15 protein-coding genes, 1 other RNA gene and 1 pseudogene are annotated in these 23,171 nt (G+C 41.7%); 10 read left to right on the forward strand and 7 right to left on the reverse strand.

What is annotated here, in order from left to right; genetic code table 11:
- Positions 1 to 77: 77 nt before the first annotated feature.
- Positions 78 to 3,752, reverse strand: coding sequence for an NACHT C-terminal alpha/beta 1 domain-containing protein (locus tag ACE1CC_RS16205; RefSeq protein WP_413271466.1), 3,675 nt, complete (start codon positions 3,750 to 3,752; stop codon positions 78 to 80).
- Between the two features lie 416 nt (positions 3,753 to 4,168).
- Between ACE1CC_RS16205 and ACE1CC_RS16210 the strand changes: the two genes are divergently transcribed.
- Positions 4,169 to 4,456 (forward strand): hypothetical protein, encoded by a 288-nt coding sequence (locus ACE1CC_RS16210; protein ID WP_413271467.1) that lies wholly within the window; start codon positions 4,169 to 4,171, stop codon positions 4,454 to 4,456.
- Positions 4,457 to 4,572: 116 nt separating this feature from the next.
- Here ACE1CC_RS16210 and ACE1CC_RS16215 read toward each other — a convergent pair whose 3' ends face one another.
- Both ACE1CC_RS16215 and ACE1CC_RS16220 read right to left on the reverse strand, forming a co-directional pair.
- Positions 4,573 to 5,031 carry a hypothetical protein gene (locus tag ACE1CC_RS16215; protein WP_413271468.1) on the reverse strand — a complete coding sequence of 153 codons (459 nt, stop codon included), beginning with the start codon at positions 5,029 to 5,031 and terminating at the stop codon, positions 4,573 to 4,575.
- Between the two features lie 64 nt (positions 5,032 to 5,095).
- Positions 5,096 to 6,034, reverse strand: coding sequence for a hypothetical protein (locus ACE1CC_RS16220; RefSeq protein WP_413271469.1), 939 nt, complete (start codon positions 6,032 to 6,034; stop codon positions 5,096 to 5,098).
- 87 nt (positions 6,035 to 6,121) lie between these two features.
- Between ACE1CC_RS16220 and ACE1CC_RS16225 the strand changes: the two genes are divergently transcribed.
- On the forward strand, positions 6,122 to 6,862 hold the full coding sequence (locus ACE1CC_RS16225; RefSeq protein ID WP_413271470.1) for a DUF429 domain-containing protein: 741 nt from the start codon (positions 6,122 to 6,124) through the stop codon (positions 6,860 to 6,862).
- 101 nt (positions 6,863 to 6,963) lie between these two features.
- On the opposite strand, the gene glgP is transcribed toward ACE1CC_RS16225, so the two are convergent.
- Positions 6,964 to 9,603 carry an alpha-glucan family phosphorylase gene (gene glgP / locus ACE1CC_RS16230; protein ID WP_413271471.1) on the reverse strand — a complete coding sequence of 880 codons (2,640 nt, stop codon included), beginning with the start codon at positions 9,601 to 9,603 and terminating at the stop codon, positions 6,964 to 6,966.
- A 518-nt stretch (positions 9,604 to 10,121) separates the two neighbouring features.
- Between glgP and ACE1CC_RS16235 the strand changes: the two genes are divergently transcribed.
- The 3 genes from ACE1CC_RS16235 to ACE1CC_RS16245 are packed head-to-tail and all read left to right on the forward strand — an operon-like array spanning position 10,122 to position 13,577.
- Positions 10,122 to 10,949 carry a COP23 domain-containing protein gene (locus ACE1CC_RS16235; protein ID WP_413271472.1) on the forward strand — a complete coding sequence of 276 codons (828 nt, stop codon included), beginning with the start codon at positions 10,122 to 10,124 and terminating at the stop codon, positions 10,947 to 10,949.
- Positions 10,950 to 11,000: 51 nt separating this feature from the next.
- A complete protein-coding gene (locus tag ACE1CC_RS16240) occupies positions 11,001 to 11,843 on the forward strand; it encodes a S1 family peptidase (RefSeq protein ID WP_413271473.1) in 843 nt (280 codons plus the stop codon).
- A 45-nt stretch (positions 11,844 to 11,888) separates the two neighbouring features.
- Complete coding sequence (locus tag ACE1CC_RS16245) at positions 11,889 to 13,577, forward strand: tetratricopeptide repeat-containing S1 family peptidase (RefSeq protein WP_413271474.1); 1,689 nt, start codon at positions 11,889 to 11,891, stop codon at positions 13,575 to 13,577.
- 165 nt (positions 13,578 to 13,742) lie between these two features.
- Here the strand turns inward: ACE1CC_RS16245 and ssrA are convergent.
- Positions 13,743 to 14,135: a transfer-messenger RNA gene (ssrA, locus tag ACE1CC_RS16250) on the reverse strand.
- A 175-nt stretch (positions 14,136 to 14,310) separates the two neighbouring features.
- The gene (locus ACE1CC_RS16255; RefSeq protein WP_413271475.1) at positions 14,311 to 14,523 is read right to left on the reverse strand and encodes a hypothetical protein; all 213 of its coding nucleotides are present in this window, start codon (positions 14,521 to 14,523) and stop codon (positions 14,311 to 14,313) included.
- 175 nt (positions 14,524 to 14,698) lie between these two features.
- Between ACE1CC_RS16255 and ACE1CC_RS16260 the strand changes: the two genes are divergently transcribed.
- The 3 genes from ACE1CC_RS16260 (at position 14,699) to ACE1CC_RS16270 (ending at position 17,487) form a co-directional block, all read left to right on the forward strand.
- Positions 14,699 to 15,895 carry a GNAT family N-acetyltransferase gene (locus tag ACE1CC_RS16260; RefSeq protein WP_413271476.1) on the forward strand — a complete coding sequence of 399 codons (1,197 nt, stop codon included), beginning with the start codon at positions 14,699 to 14,701 and terminating at the stop codon, positions 15,893 to 15,895.
- Positions 15,896 to 16,113: 218 nt separating this feature from the next.
- Entirely contained in the window at positions 16,114 to 16,824 is a 711-nt protein-coding gene (locus ACE1CC_RS16265) for a metallophosphoesterase family protein (protein ID WP_413271477.1), read from the forward strand.
- Positions 16,825 to 16,851: 27 nt separating this feature from the next.
- The gene (locus ACE1CC_RS16270; RefSeq protein ID WP_413271478.1) at positions 16,852 to 17,487 is read left to right on the forward strand and encodes a type I restriction endonuclease; all 636 of its coding nucleotides are present in this window, start codon (positions 16,852 to 16,854) and stop codon (positions 17,485 to 17,487) included.
- 58 nt (positions 17,488 to 17,545) lie between these two features.
- On the opposite strand, the gene mutS is transcribed toward ACE1CC_RS16270, so the two are convergent.
- Positions 17,546 to 20,236 carry a DNA mismatch repair protein MutS gene (mutS, locus tag ACE1CC_RS16275; RefSeq protein WP_413271479.1) on the reverse strand — a complete coding sequence of 897 codons (2,691 nt, stop codon included), beginning with the start codon at positions 20,234 to 20,236 and terminating at the stop codon, positions 17,546 to 17,548.
- A 494-nt stretch (positions 20,237 to 20,730) separates the two neighbouring features.
- On the opposite strand from mutS, the pseudogene ACE1CC_RS36845 reads away from it, so the two are divergent.
- A pseudogene (locus ACE1CC_RS36845) lies at positions 20,731 to 21,710 on the forward strand (Rpn family recombination-promoting nuclease/putative transposase).
- Positions 21,711 to 21,853: 143 nt separating this feature from the next.
- A complete protein-coding gene (gene purD, locus ACE1CC_RS16290; RefSeq protein WP_413271482.1) occupies positions 21,854 to 23,134 on the forward strand; it encodes a phosphoribosylamine--glycine ligase in 1,281 nt (426 codons plus the stop codon).
- Positions 23,135 to 23,171: the final 37 nt, after the last annotated feature.

The raw sequence follows: 23,171 nt of genomic DNA on the forward strand, positions 1-23,171 counted from the left end.
CAGGGCGAAGCATTTGGACATAAATATTTTGGTTACGCCACATAAATTGTCGCCCAAATGCTTCGCCCCTACAAACCCTACAAATTTTCCATCATTTTCTCTCTCATCCAACCGACAATATCTGCTATTAAATTTGGTTGACTCGGTGAAAATGTTTGCAACCCAAATTCCCCTTTTTCACACACCACACAAATCGCGCCATCAAATTTGCTCAAAGCTGTCAGAAAGGGAAGGCTAAATCCTGTGGGTGTGGCTGTGAGTGCTGTGGAATCGTAGCAGATGAAAAACAGGGGAATTTCGCTATTGCGGCGCAGGTAATTCCAATAAAGTTTGAGTTTTTGCATTGTTTCTGGATACCCATTCTGCCACTCTGGACAATTTTGATTTAGCATCTGGTCGTAAATTTCTGGGGCGGGGTTTTCGCGATCGATGATTTGGTGTGTGTCGATGCAAATTAGCTTTACTTTGCTGCATAATTCGGGTTGATTGTTAATAGCTTCGGCAAGGACTTGGGGTAAGTTTGCTATGTTGAGGTTTGCTGTTGCGGTGTTGGTAAGGGTGTCTTGGTGCCAAGCTTGATAGAAGTCGGGGTAGGGCAGATTTTGGGCGTAGTGCCAGATTAATTCGTAGTATTCGTAAAGAGAGTTGTTTAAGTTGGTTTTTAAGGCTGTAATGACGGCAAACTGCTTGTCTGTCTCGATTTCTTTCAAGCTTTCTGCTACTTCCCTACGATCATAATTATTAAGATGGGAATAACTGAGCAGTTGCACTAAAGCATTGATCGCTATTTGATTACCTGGGTCGATTTTCCTTAAACTTTGTCCCACTTCGCTGCGGGTGTAATCATCAAGATAGTCAGATTTGAGCAGTTGCACCAAAGTATCAATCGCTATTTGATTACCTGGGTCAATATTCCCTAAGCTATCTGCAACTCGCCAACAGGTATCAACATCTAGATTACAATTAAGAATTTCTACTAAAGTACAGATCGCTTTTTGATTACCTGGGTCAATTTCCGCTATATATTTTCCTAAGTAATGAAGATTCTGATCAAGACAGAGTGAGTTGAGTAGTTGCACCATTGTATCGAGCGCTTTTTGATTGCCTGGATTGATTTCCCATAACCTTTCTGCTACTAGCCAACGGGCGTTATCAGAAAGAGCAGGTGAGTTGAGTAGTTGCGCTAAAGTATTGAGCGCTTTTTGATTACCTGGGTCTATTTTTCCTAAACTTTCTGCTACTTGCCCACGAGTATCATCCTTAAGAACGGGTGAGTTGAGTAGTTGCACTAAAGTATTAATCGCTTTTTGATTACCTGGGTCTATTTTTCCTAAGCCTTCTGCCACTCGCCAACGGGTGGCATCATCAAGAGCAGGAGAATTGAGCAGTTGCAGCAAAGTACCAATCGCTTTTTGATTACTTATGCCAATTTTCTCTAAGCATTTTGAGACTTGCCAACAGAGATTTTCATTAAGATTGAATGAAGTGAGCAGTTGCAATAAAGCATCGATCGCTTTTTGGTTCTCTCGGTCGATTTTCCCTACGTATTCTGCTACTCTTCTACGAGTAAAAGGATCAAGTTTGGAAGAACTCAGTACTTGTACCAAAGCATCGATTGCTTTTTGATTGTCTGGGTCAATATTCCCTAAGCTTTCTGCCACTTGCCTGCGGTCGTCATCATCAAGTTGGGGAGAACTCAGCAGTTGCACCAAAGTGTCGATCGCTTTTTGATTGCCTTGACCAATATTTCCTAATATTTCGACTACTTCCATACGCCTGTAATCATTAAGTTCGGGAGAATTGAGCAGTTGCACTAAAGCATTGATCGCTTTTGGTTTGTGTGTCTTTTCCAATGCTTCCCTAGCTGCATTACTAATTATTTCAAGAAAATCTATCCACTCTTGTTCTTCAGTATCAAAATAACCCAAACTAAACTTAATGAGCCACTCCATTACTTCATTTATTTGAGAATAATCCTGAAATTCGGCAATTGCAGCAGCAGCTAAAAAATAAGCTCTATTTTCATAAAAACCTCCACATCCATCCTCAAAATTAACCAAAGCATCAATAAATTCCTCTTTCTGCTTTCCTTCTATCTCCCCTCGCCCCAACCATAGCAAAATTACCTCTCGCCACTGCCTCTCAAAAATGCGGTAACTGCAAGCAGAAACCGGGGGAATTTGGTGATTTAAAAAAAAGTGCCAATCCCCAATTGCACAAGCGGCGAAATATTCCTGAAACGTCGGATGGAAGAAAGCGTAAACAGGCTTTTTCGTGCGAGTATCCCTGTCAACTAAAACCAACCATCCCAATTCATCAGCTAAATTAAACCACTCCTCCTCCATCTGCTCAATCGCAAAATCTTGCTCAATCCGAAACCGATTAACGCTTTCCATTGCCGCTAAAGCCAACTTTACCAAAGCTTGTTGAATCTGTTTTTTATCCCTCTGGTTTAATACTCGCTGTTTCTTGGAGAATTCCTCTTGTTTCCACTCAAAAAAATAAGTGGTAAACTGCTCGTAAAGTGCCGCCTTCGTTTCCGGCAATTCCTGTTGGGGTACGCACCAAGACTGACACAACATCGACAACCGCAGGGGATTCCGTACCAGTTCTTTGATTCGCTCTTTTCCCGGTTCTTTTAATTGTGTTGTTAAGCGTTTTCCCTGTTCTCGCCAAAAAGTTTCATTGCCAGAATTGCGCCGTTTCTCATCCTGACTCGCCTCTTCAAACCACTGGCGAATAAACTCATCCACATCATCCGGTTCAAATTCCAAAGTTTTATAAGTATCAAAATTTGTCAGGGTATTGTTAATCGCCGCATCCCAAACATTCAATCGACAAGTTAGCACCACCCGCGCCTTACCCACCCAGTCTGTCAGTTGTTCCCGAATTCTCGCCAACGCCTCGATAGGGGAAGTCGCCGCCATTTCATCCACCCCATCCAACAGCAACCACACTTTACCTGCTGCGAAAAGTTGCTTGAATGATTTTCTGATTTCTGGGGTGACATTTTCGGCTTCAAAATCGATAAATTGCAATGCTTTGGAGAGCCAATTATTGAGTAAATAATCGGCAATTGTGCTAGAACGTAAATCTGCCAAGCGAATACAAATGGGAAAATCCGGGGAATTTTTCGCCAAACGTTCTGCCAATTCTCCTAACAGCGTAGTTTTCCCCGCACCCGGTTCGCCAATTATCGCAATATGCTTGCGTTTTTCGGTGTGATTTTCGGCAATAACTTTCAGGAAAAAAGCATCATCTTTATAAGTTTGGACGATTTGCAGTTCTGGTTCTTTCTGCGGTGGCGAGTCTTCTCCTGTGGCGTTTTTTATGGGGTTTGGTGTTTTGGGACGTTCCATTAATCCCAAGGGAACGTAAATTTTTAATTCATATTGTTGTGCTGTTGCTTGGCGGCGGAGGTGTTGGGTTTCTAATACTTTGGTGCAGATTTCGCGCCAGTTGATTTCTGTTGGTGTGGTTGTTGGTGTGGGTGGGTTTAAGTCTTTTGGATCGACTATTTCGTTTATGTCTAAGTTTAAAGCTTTAGCGATGCTGATGGCAGAATCTTTATCAACCGCATCACCTCCGAAAAACCGCTTAACTGTCCGTTCATCTATCCGAGCTTTATCAGCAATCTTTTTATAACTTAGCGGTTTGCAGTTTTCATCTCTTTGACTAGCTTTCGCTTCTGTGAGTTTTTGAATTCCGTTTAGAGTCGCCGGAATACCACGAGGTTTGCGGCTTGAATTCATAAATAGAAGATTAATGATATAGGCAATATTAACATTTTTCCATATCCTTTAATCTTATTGGTAAAAGTCAGAGGATGTAGGGGCGAAGCATTTGGGCGATAAGTTCTGCAACCCACAAAAGATTCTTGTATCCAAATGCTTCGCCCTCCCCCACAAATAACCTGTATCTACTATCTTGCGCCAAGGCAGGGCGAAGCATTCGGGATTTACATATTTTGGTTGAGTATTATAAATTGTCGCCCGAATGCTTCGCCCCTACACAGATTAATTTGCCAGCAGCATCATTGATTTTCAGGTGGTTATGGGTGAAGGGACAGAAAGGGACAGAAAGGGGAATTTATTATCTGTCTGTTTCTTGTCTGGAAGTTACCCCAAAGATCAGGGTATTTGTAGGTTATTGATGTTCAAGAAAACTTATGTCTACCCAATTATTGAAAGCTATCCTTTCTCAAAATCCAAAAATTCAGCTTTTCATTTTGTTAGCTTTGATTAGTTATTCGCAGTATCAAAGCATCAAGGTTCAGCGAAAAGACAAATTGACGAAGCGCAAGTTAATTCGGGTGAGTTCGCAGTTAGGTGAGTTTTCGATTGTTAATATTGTAAGTTGGTTCGATCCGGTTTCAGGAATTTGTGTTGGTTCTTTTTTCTTACTTTGGCATTTGGTTCAGGTTTTGATTGTGGAAAAAGAGGAAGATAAAGAATAACGGGGATAATATCGCGAAATTGTAGGGACACGGCATCATAAATCTATTGAATGAGAGACAAATATTAATTATGCCGTGTCCCTACAGCATTTTTGAATTAAAATTATCCGCAATTATTATTCCCATGCCATCCACCAACCGGAATCAATGATGGTTTCTCCTTGGTAGGTGAAGTAGAGAAAATCGTGTCCGCCTCGCCAATAATAAATCAAATATTCGTAATTTCCTTTTGGTTTATTTTGGCGGGTGTGTTCGATTAGTGTAAAAAAGTTATCTCCTTTGGTGGAAGTGCGATCGCTTTTCCCCATCAACTGAATAATATCAGATTTACTATATCTCCCCGTTCCCAAACAATCACCAAGTTGATTCATTACTTGCTGTTTTCGCCCATTCCATTTATCTACATCTTCGTTCCAAATACCCCCGCCGAAGTGTCCGGGAATTGTCCGCAAGTTTCTATATTCTACCGCTAACACTTCTACATTACAAGTATTTTTCAGCGAAGAATCAGCCGCAAATACCCAACAATTATGTAGTAGAAATAAGGTAAAAATCAGGAATAGTTGATTCGGCATTTTTTTCATTTTTAATACTAAGTATGTTGTTGCGCTTTAGCGCTGAAGCGCAACAACGTACTTTTTAGCCACTAAACCTAGCCAACAATTCCTCACGGGATAATTGCAATAACAAAACAGTAAATTCCTCTGAAGGCAACTCCAATAAACGCTCAATTATTCTCGATAATTCTTCATCCAAAACCCCAAATTTTGCCTGCAAAAAATTCTCAATAGTGGCGCGGCGTTCCGTTTTTACTCCTTGTTCTAAACCTTGCTGCAAACCTTGTTGCAAACCTTGTTGCAAACCTCGCTGTATAGCTTCTTCTTCCCATTTTAAAAGTAGTGGTGATAATTCCATAGCTAACTCCTGTTCTTCTTGATCGATATTTTGACTTGCTTGGATGGTTGCTCGCAAATTAGCCAGTAATAAAAGAGCATTTGAACGTAAAGGATGATTAGGCGAAAGTGTGCCTATTTCATTAATAGCCTGTTTTTGTACATTTCCTTTACCCAAAAGTCTTAGCCATAGCGTTTCCGGGGTGGGCGGTAACTGGTGAATTGCGACAATTCCTGTTTTGAGATACTCTGGTAAAAAGTATACTCCAGGTAGCCAGTTATTTTCATCGGTTTCAGCTTTAAAGCCATTTAAAATTGCTCTCGAAACCGTAGGCGAAAGAATCCACAACCAAGGTAAATCTGTTTCATGAACACGCTTGTTTTCCCTCTGACTCTGACGCAGTAAATTGGCGTGGATATCAAATAGTTTACCAATACAACCGCGAATTTGGTTAAGGTTTACAGCATTGCGAAAAGGTTCAAAAATCGATGGAGTAGTCGCAAATCTTCCCAACAATCCTAACACTTCTGCATCACCTCTTTGTTCTGCTGGGTAAGGTGTAAACCACACATCTATTTCTCGCACTTCGCCGGGGACATCTCGGCTAGTTTCTACCTCACCAAGAGGCATTAATAACTCCTTTAAATAATCCTTGGCAAATTGATCGTAAACAAATTTGGTCATTTAAAATTTCGGGGATAATCTGTTAAATTGGCTAATTTTATCTAATTTAATGTTATCATAATATACTTATAAAACTCATTTATAATTATGAACTTTCTCGGAATTGACTTAGGTTGGAGAACTGGCGCAAGTGGTTTATGCTGCTTAACTTGGCAAGATAACCAATTGCAATTACTTGATTTAGATCGCCGCGAATCTATCTCTGATATTCTTTACTGGGTTGACAGTTTCGCACCCGCAGCAACCCCCGCAATTATCGCCGTAGATGCGCCAACTTTAATTCCCAATGCAACAGGAATGCGCCTCCCAGATACCCTCACCCACAAATTATTTCATCGCTATCACGCTGCTTGTTACCCAGCAAATTTAGGGCGACCTTTTGCTCAAAGAACTGTCGAATTTGGCTTAAGTTTAGAAGCTAAAGGTTTTGCCCACGCCGCAACAATAGAACCGCAAAAATTAGGGAGATATCAAATAGAAGTATTTCCTCATCCGGCAATTGTGAATTTATTTAGATTAGAACGGATTTTGAAATATAAAAAAGGTAAATTAGCAGAAAGACGCAGTGAATTAATTAAACTACGCTTTTATATTTTAAATTACTTACCGACTTTACAACCAAAACTTAAATTACTTGAATTACCAGAAATTCCCCTTACAGGTTTAGCAATGAAAAGTGTAGAAGACCAACTCGATAGTTTAATTTGTGCTTATGTTGGTGCTTATTGGTGGTATTGGGGAACAGAACGGAATTTAGTTTTAGGTGATAATTCTACAGGATATATTGTAATTCCTAATTCTCCACATAACCCCTTAAAATTAACTTGATGATATTTTTTTTTACCACAGATATCCACAGATAAACACAGATGAACACAGATAAAATTTAGCCCCCTCCCCGTACAAGGGGAGGGGGTTGGGGGTGGGGTTTATTGTGCCCAAAGAATCAATCCCAAATCATAAGGATTGCTAAGATATTCATGTTTGGGTAAAACCCGCAAAGACATTCCTTGCAAACCGCTAGAAGTGTAGGTAATATTGCCAGTGTAAATGCCAATTCCATTGGGATCAGCACCTTGGTAATCCATTACTGTTGGCGTTCCGTTGACAATATCTCCGTTCGCATTTAACAGTCCAGTGTACAGTTCTACGCGCACATGATCGGAACTAATTCCTGCTAAATTAATTCTCGCTTTCACATGAACTGTTTGATTGATTTGAATCTGTTCTCCTTCAGAAACATCAACGCTTTCAATTTTCATGTTGTACCACTGGTCAAACATTTTGTTTTTCCAGTTAGCTAATTCTTTAGCAGGATCGTAGTTTTCCGAAGTCATGGTAAAGTAGCGATCGCTAGCCGCAAAATAAGCCCTAGAAGCATATTCTCGCACCATTCTTGCCGTATTAAAATAAGGACAATTGATGCGAATTGCATTTTTCATTTTGCTTACCCAACCGCGAGGAGTACCTTCAGCATCGCGATGATAAAATAGCGGTACTACCTCTTTTTCAATGCAATCATAAAGTGCATTTGCTTCCACATCATCTTGATAATTTGGATCGTCATAATCTTCTCCATGACCAATGGGCCAACCAGTGCGGACATAATCAGCTTCATCCCACCAACCGTCCAAAACACTGAGGTTTAAAAGACCATTCATCGAAGCTTTCATCCCACTAGTACCCGAAGCTTCTCTTGGTCTTCTAGGAGTATTTAACCACACATCGCAACCTGCAATCATGTGTCGGGCAACATTTAAATCGTAATCGGGAATAAACACCACATTCCGATTCAAATTTTCTTCTCCAATTATATGGTTAATTGCTTTAATTAACTCTTTACCCGGAATATCTTGGGGGTGTGCTTTTCCGGCAATAACAAATTGCAATCTCCGCGATTTATTTGCTAACATAATTCGCTTGATGCGTTCCATATCTCGCATCCACAAAGTCGCCCGTTTATAAGTAGCAAATCTCCGGGCAAACCCAATAGTTAAAACACTCGGATCGAGAACTTCTGCTGCTTGGGAAATTTGGTCTACTGAAGCACCCCTTTCTCGAAATTTCTTGACTAATCTTTCCCGAACAAATACGATTAGTTCGGCGCGACAACGTTCGTGATATCGCCATAATTCTTCATCAGGTATTGCTGTTACTTTATCCCACAAAGTATCGCCGCTTGATGCCCTTTCCCAACGTGGGCCTAAATAGCGATCGTACAAACCCTGCATCACCGGAGAAACACAACTACGGGCATGAACACCATTAGTAATTGATGTAATTGGTACTTCTTCCACAGGTAAACTAGGCCATAAACCTTTAAACATTTCCCGTGAAACTACACCATGCAATTTGGCAACCCCATTCACAAAAGATGCCATTTTAATTGCCAAAATTGCCATACTAAATGGCGCACTTAAATCACCAGTATTTTCCCTTCCTAAAGCCAAAAATTCTTCTTTTTGTAAACCGAATATTTCTGCGTAGTAACCCAGGTAATAAAGGATTTTATCAGGAGGAAATAAGTCAATTCCTGCTGGTACAGGAGTATGTGTAGTAAAAATGCTACTAGCAGCAACTACCTGTTTTGCTTGAGCAAAATTTAAACCTTGTTCTTGAATTAAAACCCGAATCCGTTCCAATGATAAAAAGGCAGAGTGTCCTTCATTCTTATGGAAAGCACTTGGTTTTAATCCCAAAGCCGTTAAAGCACGCACCCCACCAATTCCTAACATCATTTCTTGGTGAATCCGCATATCAATATCACCGCCATATAATCTGTCAGTGATATCGTGATCGTACTTACTAGCGTTGGCATCAATATTAGTATCCAGCAAATACAAGGGTACAGTTCCTACTTGCACCCGCCAAATCCGCGCATAAACTTTTCGCCCCGGATAATCTACTTCTATGTGAATTTCTGAACCATCTGGATGGCGTTCCAGATGCAAAGGCATATTGTAAAAATCGTTGATTGGATAATGTTCTGTTTGCCAACCATCAGCATTAAGAAATTGGCTAAAATAACCTTCTTGATAAAGTAAACCAACACCAACTAAAGGTAATCCTAAATCACTGGCAGATTTTAAATGATCTCCTGCTAAAACGCCTAAACCACCCGAATAAATGGGTAAGCAATCTGTTAACCCAAATTCCATAGAAAAGTAAGCGTAGCACTCGGTTTGGTCAGAGGGTAAAGATTGGTAGCCATGAGGTAAAGATTCAGAATCCTCCGCAATAGCAGACACTTTTGACCCAGCACTTAATTTGCGGTTTTTGTGATACCAAGTTAAGCGATGGTGGTAATCTTCTAATTGTTGAGCCGCCCTTTCCATTTGGGCAATAAAGCCTTCATCTTCTGCTACTTCCTGCAATCGACTTTGGGAAATTGTACCAAGCATTAAAACTGGGTTGTGGCGGCTAGATTCCCACAAATCTCGGTCTAAACGACGAAATAAATCTTTAGTATCGACGTTCCAATCCCAGTGCAGGTTATAAGCTAACTGCCGCAAGGGTTCTAAGCGCGGCGGTAAAGAAGGTGTAACGTTAAATGTCCGTATTGGCTGCATCTTGAGCAGAACCTCTTGAATCTCATTAAGGTTATTTTTACCTCAGTTCTGTGGCAAGTGACGATATCTTAATAGTTTCTTGGGAGATAGTATTTGTTCTAGAGCCAGACTGAGCAATTTTTTCAGTGAAAGTACTGAGAACAGACTTTCCTCTAAAGCAGCAAAACGAATTTTCCTGGGAGAATAAAACTTTTATGAAGATTTGATTTAGCTGAAAAGTTTACTCTATTCATTCAGTCTAGAATCTTACATAATAGAACTAGTTAAACAATTGCATATCTGAAAAGATAGATTTTACCTGGTGTGGTTACAGTTTTTAAACTTTTCCCTGGACTGCTGGCAAAAATAACGGTAAAGGGTGAGGGGCTGATCTGAAACTTTGCTTAGCTTGAAAAAGTTGCAAAGTTTTACATTTTCTCAACATCTACTATTGACTTTGGCAAGAGTTGAAATGTTTGCGCTGTACTCATACAGCGCTGTGATTGTCATTTTAAAGTTCAGAATATAAAGGATTGAAGATGAAAATTAAGTATTCTATTCCAGTTTTGCTGGCTACCATTGCTTTATCAAGTGCTGCTATATTTCCATCTCCAGCACGAGCTCAGTTTGAAAGTGGTGGAAGCGACAATTCACCCGCACCAAGTCGTCCGGCAACAACTCGTCCGGCAACGACTCGCCCTGCCACAAATCGCTCTACCACAAGTCGTCCGGCATCGAATGCCGCGACAGTCTTCCGCTGCATTCGTCAAGGAAATGAATGGGTGACGATCGCCCAAAAAGGCACCAGAAGAACAGGCCCAATGATTACTTGGAGAACCGCAGTAGGAGAATTTTCACAGCAAGAACGTTGCCAACAAGTTTCCACTCGACTAACCAGAGCCGTAGCCCAGAATGGTGGTGATTTGTCTCGCTTACTCCTGACTAGCGGGCGTGTAAATGGTCAAACGGTAATTTGTTTTGTCAACAGTGCCGAACGTTGTAATTCTGGTAACGTACTATTTACCCTAGTCAATCCCAGGAATGCGGCAAGTGCAGGAGATGTTTTAGCCAAGTTGGTGCGTTTTGGTAGCGGTCGTACAGGAAGTCCGGGTGTTTTTGAAAGCGGCGGTGGAGACAACCAAGGCGGAAATTTTGAAAGCGGCGGCGAAGGAGAAACTCAAGTCAGCTTGCAAGAAGCAGTAGATAATGCTTTTGCTGCTGGTAGTTTTGAGTCTGGCGGTGGTGATGAAGAGAACACCTCAGAACCAACGAATTTTGAGTCTGGCGCTAGCGAAGAAAACAGCCCTGTGGAGAATCCAAGTAATGACTCCGAATCTCAAACCGAAGATTCTTCCGGCCCATTGTGATCCGATAGATAATTAGGGAAAAATTACTGAAATCGTGAAGAGTGGAAAATAATGTTGGGTTTACGAGCAATTCTCGTGAGTTGTTTATCGCTATTGGCGGCTCCCTTGTTGAGTGGACTATTACCACCATCGAAGCTGCAATCTATGCCGAACTCTGAGAGTCAACCAATTTATAGTTCGAGTATCGTAACTCAAAATCTTTCCACTCCTCCACAGGTGAAGCTGTCAGTGCCAGCTATTGCTCAACAGGTGAGTGTGAGAATTGTTAGCGATCGCGGTATGGGATCGGGGGTGATTGTCGATCGCACAGGACAAACCTATACTGTTGTGACTAACGATCATGTCTTGGCTGACAACAAGGATCATCCCTACAGTATTTTGACTGCCGATGGGCAAACACACTCTGGACGCTGGCTGCCTTCTGCAAATTTCCCCAATCTAGATTTAGCTTTGGTGCAGTTTCAGAGCCAGCGGGTTTATCAAGTGGCAGTAATAGCAGACTGGAAAACTCTAGCAGTTGGCGACCCAGTTTATGCGGCAGGTTTTCCCAATTGGCACTGGATTAACTCGGATGCGATCGAGGAAACTCGTCATTGGGGAACAAAAGCTTTTCGATTGACGAGTGGTAAGGTGGGAATGCTACCGGACAAATCTCTACAAGAGGGTTATCAACTCGGCTATACCAACGACATTGAGGAGGGGATGAGCGGTGGCCCAGTGTTAGATCGGTACGGTCGGCTGATGGGGATTAACGGACGAGCAAAATACCCTTTCAAAGGTATTAATGTTTTTATATTTGCCGATGGTAGCCTCCCATCTGAAGAACTTTTCCGGGAGATGGAAAGCCTGAGTTGGGCAATCCCGGTGACTCGGTTTCAACAAGCGATCAGGTAAATAATTCTCGATCTTATATCTTTAAATTCCACTCAGGAGTTATTTATGAGTCTAGGTTTTTCTCGTATGGATTCAATTCCTGGCTTGCTAGCAGGAACAGCAACTGTTGCCGCACTGGTAATTTACCAATCCGCAGCCCTGGCTGCTAAAACTCCTCAAGATATTGCCCAGTTTGCGAAATTAGTTACAGTCCAGGTTAATCAGTCGAGTGACGGCAGAGGTAGTGGTTCTGGCGTGATCATTAGCAAACAGGGTAACACTTACACGGTGCTGACCTGCAATCATGTCAAGAATCAAGTAGGTTCTTCGCCCACCGTTCGCACCTACGATGGTCAAAGCTATTCAGCGGCAAATTTTCAAGCTCTGGGAAACTTAAACAACCAGAATGAACCTGACTTAGCTGTATTTACTTTTACTAGCACAGCAGATTATTCCGTAGCCACTTTGGGAAATTCTGACCAAACAACCGAAGGAGCCGACGTTTTTGTATTTGGCTATCCAGTGCAAGGCATCTACGAAAATCAGAGATTGGGTGCCGAGCGAGATTTTGAGTTCACCAGAGGTGCTGTATCGAGTGTTCGCAGAAATGCTCAATGGGGCTATGCCCTGCGCTATAGTGCTGTGACGCTGGGTGGGATGAGTGGTGGGCCCGTATTTGATGTGGATGGTCGAGTGGTTGGCATTCACGGATTGGGCGATCTGTCCAGGGTGCAAGAGATGGTACCAACAGAGAGTGGCGGACGCAGCCCCAGGGCGACAGATAATGTGGTGAAAACTGGCTTTAATTCGGCAATTCCGATCAATACCTTTCGCCAGTGGCTAGAGCACAATGGCGGGAGTAGCGATGGTGTGGTAGTTGACAATGCCCCCAGTACTGATAATCCACAACAACGGTTAAGTAATCCCCAAACTGCTAACGATTACACTGCTAGGGGTGTTACGCGCTCTGAGCAAGGAAATAGGCAGGGTGCGATTGAGGACTTTAATAGAGCGGTGAGTTTGGGTTCCAATGATGCCTTGACCTACTTCAATCGCGGTGTTGCTCGTTATAATCAAGGGGATTATCAGGGAGCGAATGAAGATTTTAGTCAAGCGATCGCTCTGGCTCCTAACTATGCTTCGGCTTATTTTAACCGAGGTCTGGCTCGGCAAATTTTGAAAGATAGTCAGGGAATGCTTCAAGATTACGAGCAATATATACGTCTCGATCCTAAAGATCCGGCTGCCTATAATAACCGAGCTTCGGCTAAGGCGGCTTTGGGCGATCGAGAAGGAGCGATCGCAGATTTAACGGAAGCTCTACGTTTGGCTCCTAATTTAATCACAGCTTACAATAACCGCGCCATTATTCGTCGTCGTCTGGGCGATCGTCCTGGTGCTATTCAAGATTTAAGCGAAATTATCCGCATCGATCCCCAAGAAGCTTCTGCTTACTATAACCGGGGTGTGGTCAGAAGTGAAGTGGACGATCGATCCGGTGCTCTCCAAGATTTACAAACAGCCGCTACCCTATTTCAACAACAAGGCGACAACAACAATTATCAAAGGGTACAGCAAAAAATCCAAACCATTCAAGCTATGCCCGATCCTGTACAAACTCAAGAAGCTGACCCTAGTGTTGATTCTGGTCAACCTCCCTTTGAGAGCGGTGGAACTGAACAACCTGAAACTTCGGATGAGTCCCAACAAACTACCCCGGATGATTCTGAAACTCAAGAACCTCAGCCTTTGTAACCATTGCTGTTGACACTCTCACCGTCGTAGGGGTAATTCATTGGTAGGGGTAATTCATGAATTACCCCTACCAATGAATTACCCCTACTTGCAACATTAAGATAAAAACTTTAGACCACCCTAAAAAGGGTGGTCATATAGCTTCGGTATAGCGCTTTCGGTATAAAATGGAGCTGAGCCGAATTGAACGGCTGTCCAAACCGGGTATTTGCCTCCCGCTCCTTCACAGGTTTAGCCTATCTGATCCTCAAGGCGGGAATCGTCCATTATCCCGGACGATAGGATTCTCTGGTGAGTTCTTTGCTAGCAAGCCTACCAGAGACAACTTACTAGCGCATCCGTTGGGGTTGTTTCTGTATTCCTTAACGGAGTCGGTTTACAGATGCTCGTAACCTGTTTTAGAGATTATTAAGCAACAGCAACTGTTGCGCGAGCAAAAGGAACGATGTTGTTTTTCGCCTTTACTTTTTTTTGAGCCCGGTATTAGCGAGAGAAGACTCACTCTCGACCTGTATCACGAGACAGCGTTCGCCGACCTGTCGAAACCATTACAGCCCCCTGTCTCACACTTCTTATTATAGTGCTTTCTTCAGTGCTGTGTGTAAAAAATATGTGAAGTTTTTCCCATGATCTAGTAAAGTTAGGTAGCTGGTTTTGTCATCTGGGTATTAACCGAATCTGATTTTTGGGCGATCGCACCTTGTCCGTATTACTACCTACAAACAGATATCTGTCAGCGCATTTGCCGGGAAATCATTTTTTCCAACTCAGCTTGAGTTTGATGCAAAAGTTGTTCTCGGCTGTCGGCGGCTTCAGTTAAAGTTGGCACTAAGTTACGCGCTTGTAAAGCCATGTGAAGTTGGAGATGAGCTACGTACTCGCTAAAGTCTTCACGAACTGTATTGTGGCGGGCTGGAAGTGATTGCAAGTTCAAAGTGTTCTCCATGCTTTAATCTCAACTCTCTTGGTTCGGAAAGTCAACATGAACGAAGGTATCACGACAGTTTTACCTTCTGTAACTTCTGTAATGAACTTTAACGTTTTTATTGTTCAATTGTTGAGAAGCATAAAATTTGCCTATTGATTGTTTCAATTTCTTTGCATTTTACTGGACGAAATTTATGAAACCTCACTTAGAATTTGGTTTGCTCTCCCATGAAGAAGAGGCGAAGCAACTAGCAGCTATTCTTAATCAATGCTTTGCTTTTACCAACACGGAAAGATACTTCCATCGCTTGGGTTTAGAGAACTTCCGGGTAGTTCGGGAAGGGAGTCGAATAGTTGGTGGTTTGGGTATATACCAGATGGGACAATGGTTTGGGGGTAAAAGTGTAGCGATGGCGGGACTAGCAGGGGTGGGAGTACCACCAGAACAGCGGGGAACGGGGGTTGCTTTTGAGTTGCTATCCCAGACGCTTCAGGAACTCCACAAAAGGGAAGTACCTATTTCAGCACTTTATCCGGCAACTCAAAGATTGTATCGAAAAGTCGGTTATGAACAGGGGGGAAATGCTTGTATTTATGAAATACAGACTAATAGTATAGGGTTAAGCGATCGCACTCTTCCTATTCAACCAGCAACTCCAATTAATCCTGAAATTTTTTCTGACATTTATTGTCAATCAGCCATTAAAATAAATGGCTATCTGGATCGCCACCAATCAATTTGGTCAGGAATTATCCAGCCGAGAGAATTTTGGGAAGGAATTATCCCGCTGCGAGAACAGGAAGTAATTTATGCTTACTTGGTGGGTGCCCAAAGCCAACCAGAAGGCTATATTATTTTCTATCAAAATAGTCAAGAATCCAAATTCGGAATTCTAGATTGGGTAGCTTTGACAACAGCGGCAGCAAAACGTTTGTGGACATTTGTCGCAGATCATCGTTCTCAAATTCAAACAGCCACCTGGCGCGGTTCAGTTGTTCACCCACTACTATTATTTTTACCAGAACAAACAGCCAAGGTAAAAAATTCAAGTATCTGGATGCTGCGGATAATTGATGTAGTGAAAGCACTTTCGGTACGTGGTTATGCAGCCGGGGTGGAAGCTGAGTTACACTTAGCAGTTCAAGATGATTTATTGACTGGTAATAATGGCAACTTTATTCTCAGGGTGTCTGGTGGAAGTGGCGAAGTAACGAGAGGAGGTAGAGGTGACTTACGGTTAAATATCCGTGGACTCTCACCGCTTTACACGGGACTTTATACAGCCCACCAATTACAATTTAGTGGTTTTTTAGAAGCTACTGAAAAAGCTCTTGCTAGTGCCACACAAATTTTTGCTAGTTCTGTACCTTGGATGGCAGATTTATTTTAATTATTTGGTTTTTTGTATTTATATAGGAATCCGGTTTTATTTCTGAAGGCTTTTATTTTAAAACCCTTGTTGGATACGAGTTAAAATCTCAGTATGTTGGGAAATTTCAAACAGGATTCCTATAGTAACCACCAAAATAATTATTGCTGTTCTTACCTTATAGCTTTTACCTTCTGCCTTCTGCCTTATGTAGTTCGCTGTCGCCTGTTTCTTGGGAAATGATTTTATTTGCTGGAGATCCTCACGGTGATTTTAAACCAATTATTCGGGGTGTAAAAGCTTACTCTCCACAAGCTGTGGTGTTGTTAGGTGATTGTGATTTAGAACGATCGCTTGATGAAGAACTTGCCGAAATCATAGATAAAACAGAAGTTTGGTTTATTCCCGGTAATCACGATGGCGATCAAGATAGTTGGTATGATAACTTGTTTGGGTCTAAGTTGGGCGATCGTAATTTGCATGGCAGAGTAGTAGAAATAGATGGCAAAAGAATAGCTGGTTTAGGCGGCGTTTTTCGCGAAAAAATTTGGCGACCTCCAGCAAAACCCAGATTTCCCACTCGCCAAGATTTACTTCATACTTGCGGTAGAGGACAACGCTGGCGTGATAGTATACCCCGCAAACATCATGTAACTATTTTTTGGCAAGAATATGTCGCACTTTGGAAACAAAAAGCAGATATTTTAGTTACCCACGAAGCGCCATCTTCCCATCGTTTCGGATTTAAAGAATTGGATGATTTAGCTTTAGCACTTGGCGCAAATAAAATGTTTCATGGTCATCATCATGAACATTATAGTAGAACAATTTGTCGGGGTAGAATTGCAGTGCATGGAGTAGGTAAAGCTGGCATTTGTGATGAAAATGGCAATGTTTTAATTGTTGGAAAAGAAGATTACCAACCCCGTCTAAAATGGTCAGCAACGTGAGAAGTAAGTATAGGTAAATAAAGTGAAATGGTGCAAACAATTCCGGCTAATGAAGTGACGCTTCGCGAACTCAAACAGGCATTTGGGTTACATCTGGCTCAAAATCAAAGCTTTTTCTGGGAGTGGTCTACTGATAATCCACCTTTGAGTGAGGTAGAACAGCATTTGTTAGATCGGGTGAAAGCCAATTTTGTGGAATTGATGGAAGATCCACCAATGCTAGAAAACAGTGTCAAGATGGTAGTGCTGGCTCCGTTATTAGATTTAGCGGGTTTTTATCACAAACCGTTTCGGATTGAGACAGAAACTAGTGTCGATGTGGAGTTGGAGGATGAAGGCAAAGTGATTCGGGGGCGGATTGATGTGCTAGTGTTGAAAAATCGCTTGTGGCTGTTGGTGATTGAGTCGAAGCGAAGTGATTTTGCAGTGACAAGGGCAATTCCTCAAGCACTGGCTTATATGTTGAGCAACCCACAGATGGCTCAACCCACGTTTGGCATGATTACGAATGGGAATGAGTTTTTGTTTTTGAAAGCGACTCGCCAACCCACTGCGGAATATGCAAATTCTAGGCTTTTTTCGTTGCTCAATCCAAGTAATGAACTTTATCTTGTGTTGCAAATTTTGAGGCGATTGGGAGAGGAGACGATCAAAAGTTCGTAGTAGCGACTTGGGTCGTACATTCCGCAAGAAAACGACTGAAGTCGTTACAACGAACCGATCAAAACGGAAAATTTTCTTCAAAAGTAACTGGTTCCTCATCTGCGAAAGGAATTTCTATAGCTTTTTTCTTAGATTTCTTCTTAGCAGAATTAGGTTCAGTCTGTACACCTTCCCTTAAACCCACAGCAATTTTACTATGCTTTTCAATTTGTCCCATCACCTGTTTTGCCCGTTGAATTACCACTGGAGGTAAACCCGCCAAACGTCCTGCTTCTATGCCATAAGATTTATCTGCGCCGCCCGGTTGCACTTGATGTAAAAAGACTATTTTATCAGGTAATTCTTTCACCGTTACTTGATAATTTGCAACATTTGGTAACAGCGAAGCTAACTCGTTTAATTCATGATAATGAGTGGCAAAAATTGTTCTTGCCTTAATCTCTGTTGCTAAATATTCTGCTACCGCCCAAGCAATAGAAAGTCCATCAAAAGTTGCTGTACCTCGCCCAATTTCATCTAACAAAACCAAAGATTTCGCCGTAGCATGATTTAAAATATTTGCCGTTTCATTCATTTCTACCATAAAAGTAGATTGACCTGTCGCTAAATCATCAACTGCGCCGACACGGGTGAAAATGCGATCGCAAATTCCCAAAGTCGCCGCCTTAGCTGGCACAAAACTCCCAACTTGCGCCATTAATTGAATTAAACCCACCTGCCTTAAATAACAACTCTTCCCACTCGCATTTGGCCCTGTTAAAATTACTAAATCTGGGCTGTTATTAGTCATTTGTCCTTCGTCATTTGTGAATCCTAACTTAGTAGAATTAGGGACAAAAAACCCCGAAGGTAAAGACTGTTCAACTACTGGATGTCGCCCATCAATAATATTAACTTCTCTTCCTTCAATCATATTAGGACGACAATAATCTTTAGCTACTGCTATCTCTGATAAACCCCCCAAAACATCAGCAGCAGCAACAGCACGAGAAATATTGCGAATTAACTCAGCTTCTTGGGCAACTTCCGCCCTCAAACTAACAAAAATATCATATTCCAAACGATTTAAATCTTCTCGCGCCGTGAGAATTCGATTCTCTCTTTCCTTCAATTCCGGTGTAATATATCTCTCTTCATTAGTAAGAGTTTGTTTCCGAATATAATTATCAGGAACTTGGTCAGCTTTAGCACGAGAAATGCTAATATAATAACCAAAAGATTTGGTATAACCTACTTTTAAATTAGAAATCCCAGTTCTCGTTCTTTCCGTTGCTTCTAAATTCGCTAACCACTTTTGATCGTCTTCCGCCTCTTGGCGCATGGCATCTAATTGAGCATTTATTCCTGGGCGAATTAACCCACCTTCGGTAATATGAATTGGCGGAGATTCAACTAAATGATTATGCAATCTTTGGGCTAATTGTTCTAAAACTGGTGGTACTTTTTGTAAAGCTCTTAAATAGGGAGAACGGGCATTTTCTACTAATTTAGCTAACTCTGGTAAGCGCTTTAAAGAATCAGCTAAAGCAACTAAATCTCTGGCGCTAGCTGTTCCCGAACCTGCGCGTCCTGTTAATCTCTCTAAATCATAGATTTGCCGTAATAATTGGCGTAATTCATGGCGTAAAGAAACATTTTCATATAATTCTTGAATTGTATCTTGTCTGGCTCTAATTCCTTTAATCTCTAGTAATGGTTGCAATAACCAACGACGCAAAGAACGCCCACCCATTGTAGTGCAAGTTTTGTCGATCGCCCACAATAAAGAACCATGAAAACTCCCATCTCTCACAGTTTGCGTAATTTCTAAATTGCGGCGACTTTGATGATCGAGAATTAAAAAATCTGTTAAAGTATAAGTACGTAAAGGTTGTAGCGGAACTTGATTATTTTTTTGGGTATCTTCTAAATATTGCAATAAACCACCAGCAGCACGCACCGCTAAAGGGAGATGTTCGCAACCTAAACCTTCTAGCGATCGCAATTTAAATTTCTGCAAAAGTCGCTGTTTCGCCTCACCCAAAGTAAAGGGAATTTGCGGACGTAAAGCATAACAAAAATTTGGCGGTAATACATCGGGTAAATGTTCAGATTTCTCTCCCGGACGTAGTAAACTACCTAAATCAGGCGCATTAGTTGGAATCAGCACTTCCGCAGGTTGTAAACGCATTAATTCCTGAGATAAATGCTCTAAATTACTCGATTGAATAGTTAAAAATTCACCTGTTGAAATATCTGCATAAGCTAAACCCCAATGCGTATTAGCAATTACAACCGCTGCTAAATAATTATTTCGCCGCCCTTTTAACATTCCCTCTTCTAACAAAGTTCCCGGCGTAAGAACTCGCGTCACTTCTCGCTTAACTAAACCTACAGCATCAGCAGCATCTTCGACTTGATCGCAAATTACAACCGCATAACCTTTTTCTACTAATTGAGTTGTGTAGCGTTCCCAAGCATGGTGCGGTACCCCTGTCATTGGTACTCTACCAACTTCACCCCCATGTTTACTCGTTAAAACTAATTCTAATTCCCTAGCGATGACGATCGCATCTTGGAAAAAAGTTTCAAAGAAATCTCCGACACGATACAATAATAATGAGTGAGGATATTTATCTTTTACTTCTACATAATGCTGATACATTTTGCTGAGTTTTTCGCGATCGATTACTCGGTAATCAGCATTAGCAATTTCATCTTCTTGAACTTTATTCTTTTTGGGATTTGGGGTAGATGCGGAGTAAGTCATATAGAATAAATCAACCTTTTGATGAGTTCAATGTTTAAATTTATAAGTTTTAGAGTTTTTTGAACCGCTCCAGGCGCAGAGGGCGCAGAGGTAAGAGAAGGAGGAGTTTATCAGTTAAATAGGTTGGCTATAAAGTAGTTATTTTCCCATTGTGTTTTGCTCAAATTCGACTTCTCCTTTTATTTTGGGGTTTAGTTGGCGGTGAGGATTCCTGGGTTTTCATATACTAACTCAAGTTGCTAGTATATGTCGTAGGGTGCCTCATAATGTTAAAATTATTTATGACTCACCTAAAATTGTACTCTCTAAAGAGCATCGCTGTTAATCTTCTCGATCTGAAAACCTTGTAGAGACGTTATATATAACGTCTCTACAAGGTTTTTTGGAGATGTCTATTTAAAGAATAGTATAATTTGCATAAAGCCGAATCAGTTGTTTAACTACATTAAAAAGAGCGCCTTTTCCTTGTGAGAACAGATACAATTTTCTATCAAATGTTTCAGACTTTTCCCAGTTTACTGTTTGAACTGATCGATCGACCTCCATCCTTAGCCAACAATTATAGCTTCTCTTCTCAAGAAGTCAAAGAACTGGCACGTCGATTAGATGGATTATTTATACCTCATGAAAATTCGCCAGAGCAACCTATTTACTTTGTCGAAGTCCAGTTTCAACCAAGATCAGATTTTTATTGGCGGTTCTTTACCGAAATCTTTGTCTACTTAACGCAAGTTGCTAGTTATTTACATAAAGGTACGTTGTTGGGCTTTAGCCCTCTTAGGAAACGTGGCATAAGAGGGCTAAAGCCCAACAACGTACAAAGAATCAGACTAATCTTATAACTAGCAACTTGGGTTACTTAGGACAATATCGACCTAGAAATAATTGGTGTGCAGTCGCCATATTTGCTAATCGTGATTTAGATCCAGGAATCCCAATTCACTACCAAGGACTAGTCCAAAATCAACAAGTAATTGTTGTATATTTAGATGAATTAATCAATAGAACTGAACCATCATTACCAATTGGGATGGTGCAGCTAGTGGTAGAAGATTCTGAGTCAGCAGTTGTACGCACTAGGCGACTTTTAGAACTAGCGCAGAGACAGCTAGACGATGAAACAACCAGGCGGAAAGTTATAGAATTAATAGAGTCAGTATTGATTTATAAATTTACTAACCTAAGTCGCGAGGAGATAGAAGCTATGTTTAGTTTAAGTGACTTGAAACAAACCAGATTGTATCAAGAAGCAAAAGCCGAAGGTAAACAGGAGGGTAGACAGGAAGGGAAATTGGAAGGTAAACAAGAAGGGAAATTGGAAGGGAAATTAGAAGGGAAATTGGAAACAGTACCTTTGTTGTTGGAATTAGGGTTAAGTATTGAACAAATCGCGGAAAGATTAAACTTGGATTTGGAATTGGTGAGGACAGCGGCGGGAAATTTTGCGGCTGATACCTTGTCGGAAAATAATTAAGAGAATTCAATGGATACGATCGCACTCCCCCCAACTATAACTCCAGGGGGGTAATTTTTTCATCCCAAATCCAAAATCGTCTATACTATTAGCCGCCTATAAACAGCGAAACTAGCATCTATCTTTATAAGTGCGAGGACAAAGTGAAAATATTAGTAGTTGGTAACGGCGGAAGGGAACACGCCTTAGCTTGGAAACTCTTACAATCTCCACAAGTAGAACAAGTATTTGTCGCTCCGGGGAATGGCGGAACGGCGATAATGGAAAAATGCCAAAATGTGCCGTTAGCTGTCGATGATTTTGCCGGAATTAGCAGTTTTGCTCAAGAAAATAGCATTTCTTTAGTCGTTGTTGGCCCCGAAGTTCCCCTAGCTTTGGGAATTACTGATGCTCTACAATCTCAAAATATCCCCGTTTTTGGCCCAAGCAAAGCAGGTGCTCAAATCGAAGCTTCCAAAGCTTGGGCAAAAGCTTTAATGGAAGAAGCAGGAATCCCAACAGCGAAGTCTGCAACTTTCACCGATGCAGAAGCGGCGAAAGCTTACGTCACCCAACAAGGCGCACCGATTGTGGTAAAAGCAGATGGACTAGCAGCGGGAAAAGGCGTAATAGTCGCGCAAACAGTAGAAGAAGCACAAACAGCAATTACTACTATCTTTAAAGAAGGTATCGGCAAAAGTTCTGATTCTTCCATCACTTTGGTAATTGAAGAATGTTTAGTTGGTGAGGAAGCTTCCGTTTTAGCTTTGACAGATGGGGTGACAATTCGCCCTTTAATCCCTGCTCAAGATCATAAACGGATTGGGGAGGGAGATACAGGGCCGAATACTGGGGGAATGGGTGCTTATGCGCCTGCGCCTTTGGTGACACCTTCCCTTATGGAAAGGATAGAACGAGAAGTGTTGGAAAGAGCGATCGCCACTCTCCAAAAACGCCACATCGACTATCGCGGCGTACTCTACGCCGGACTAATGATTTCTCCCCAAGGCGAATTAAAAGTCCTAGAATTTAACTGTCGCTTTGGCGACCCAGAAACTCAAGCTGTGTTACCCTTGCTGGAAACTCCCTTAGAAGAATTAATGTTAGCCTGTGTGGAACAGCGACTTGGCGAAATGCCGCCGATTCGCTGGAAATCAGGTGCTTGCGTTTGTGTCGTTATGTCTTCCGCTGGATATCCCGGAGATTACCCCAAAGGTAAAGAAATTACAGGCATTTCTCCAGCCGAGTCAACAGGCGCAGTAGTATTTCATGCAGGGACTAAATTCGGACAAACTTTAGTTACCGATGGCGGTAGAGTTTTAGGAGTTACGGCGATAGGCGAAAATATAAATAGTGCTAAAGCCCTCGCTTACACTGCTGTCGATAAAATCGAATTTGCAGGCGCATACTATCGACGGGATATCAGTGACAAAGCGATCGCCTAACTTTTTTTGCAAATAGCCTTTAAAGTATGAATAGCGA

This window comes from Floridaenema aerugineum BLCC-F46 (assembly GCF_041929345.1).
GTDB lineage: Bacteria > Cyanobacteriota > Cyanobacteriia > Cyanobacteriales > Aerosakkonemataceae > Floridanema > Floridanema aerugineum.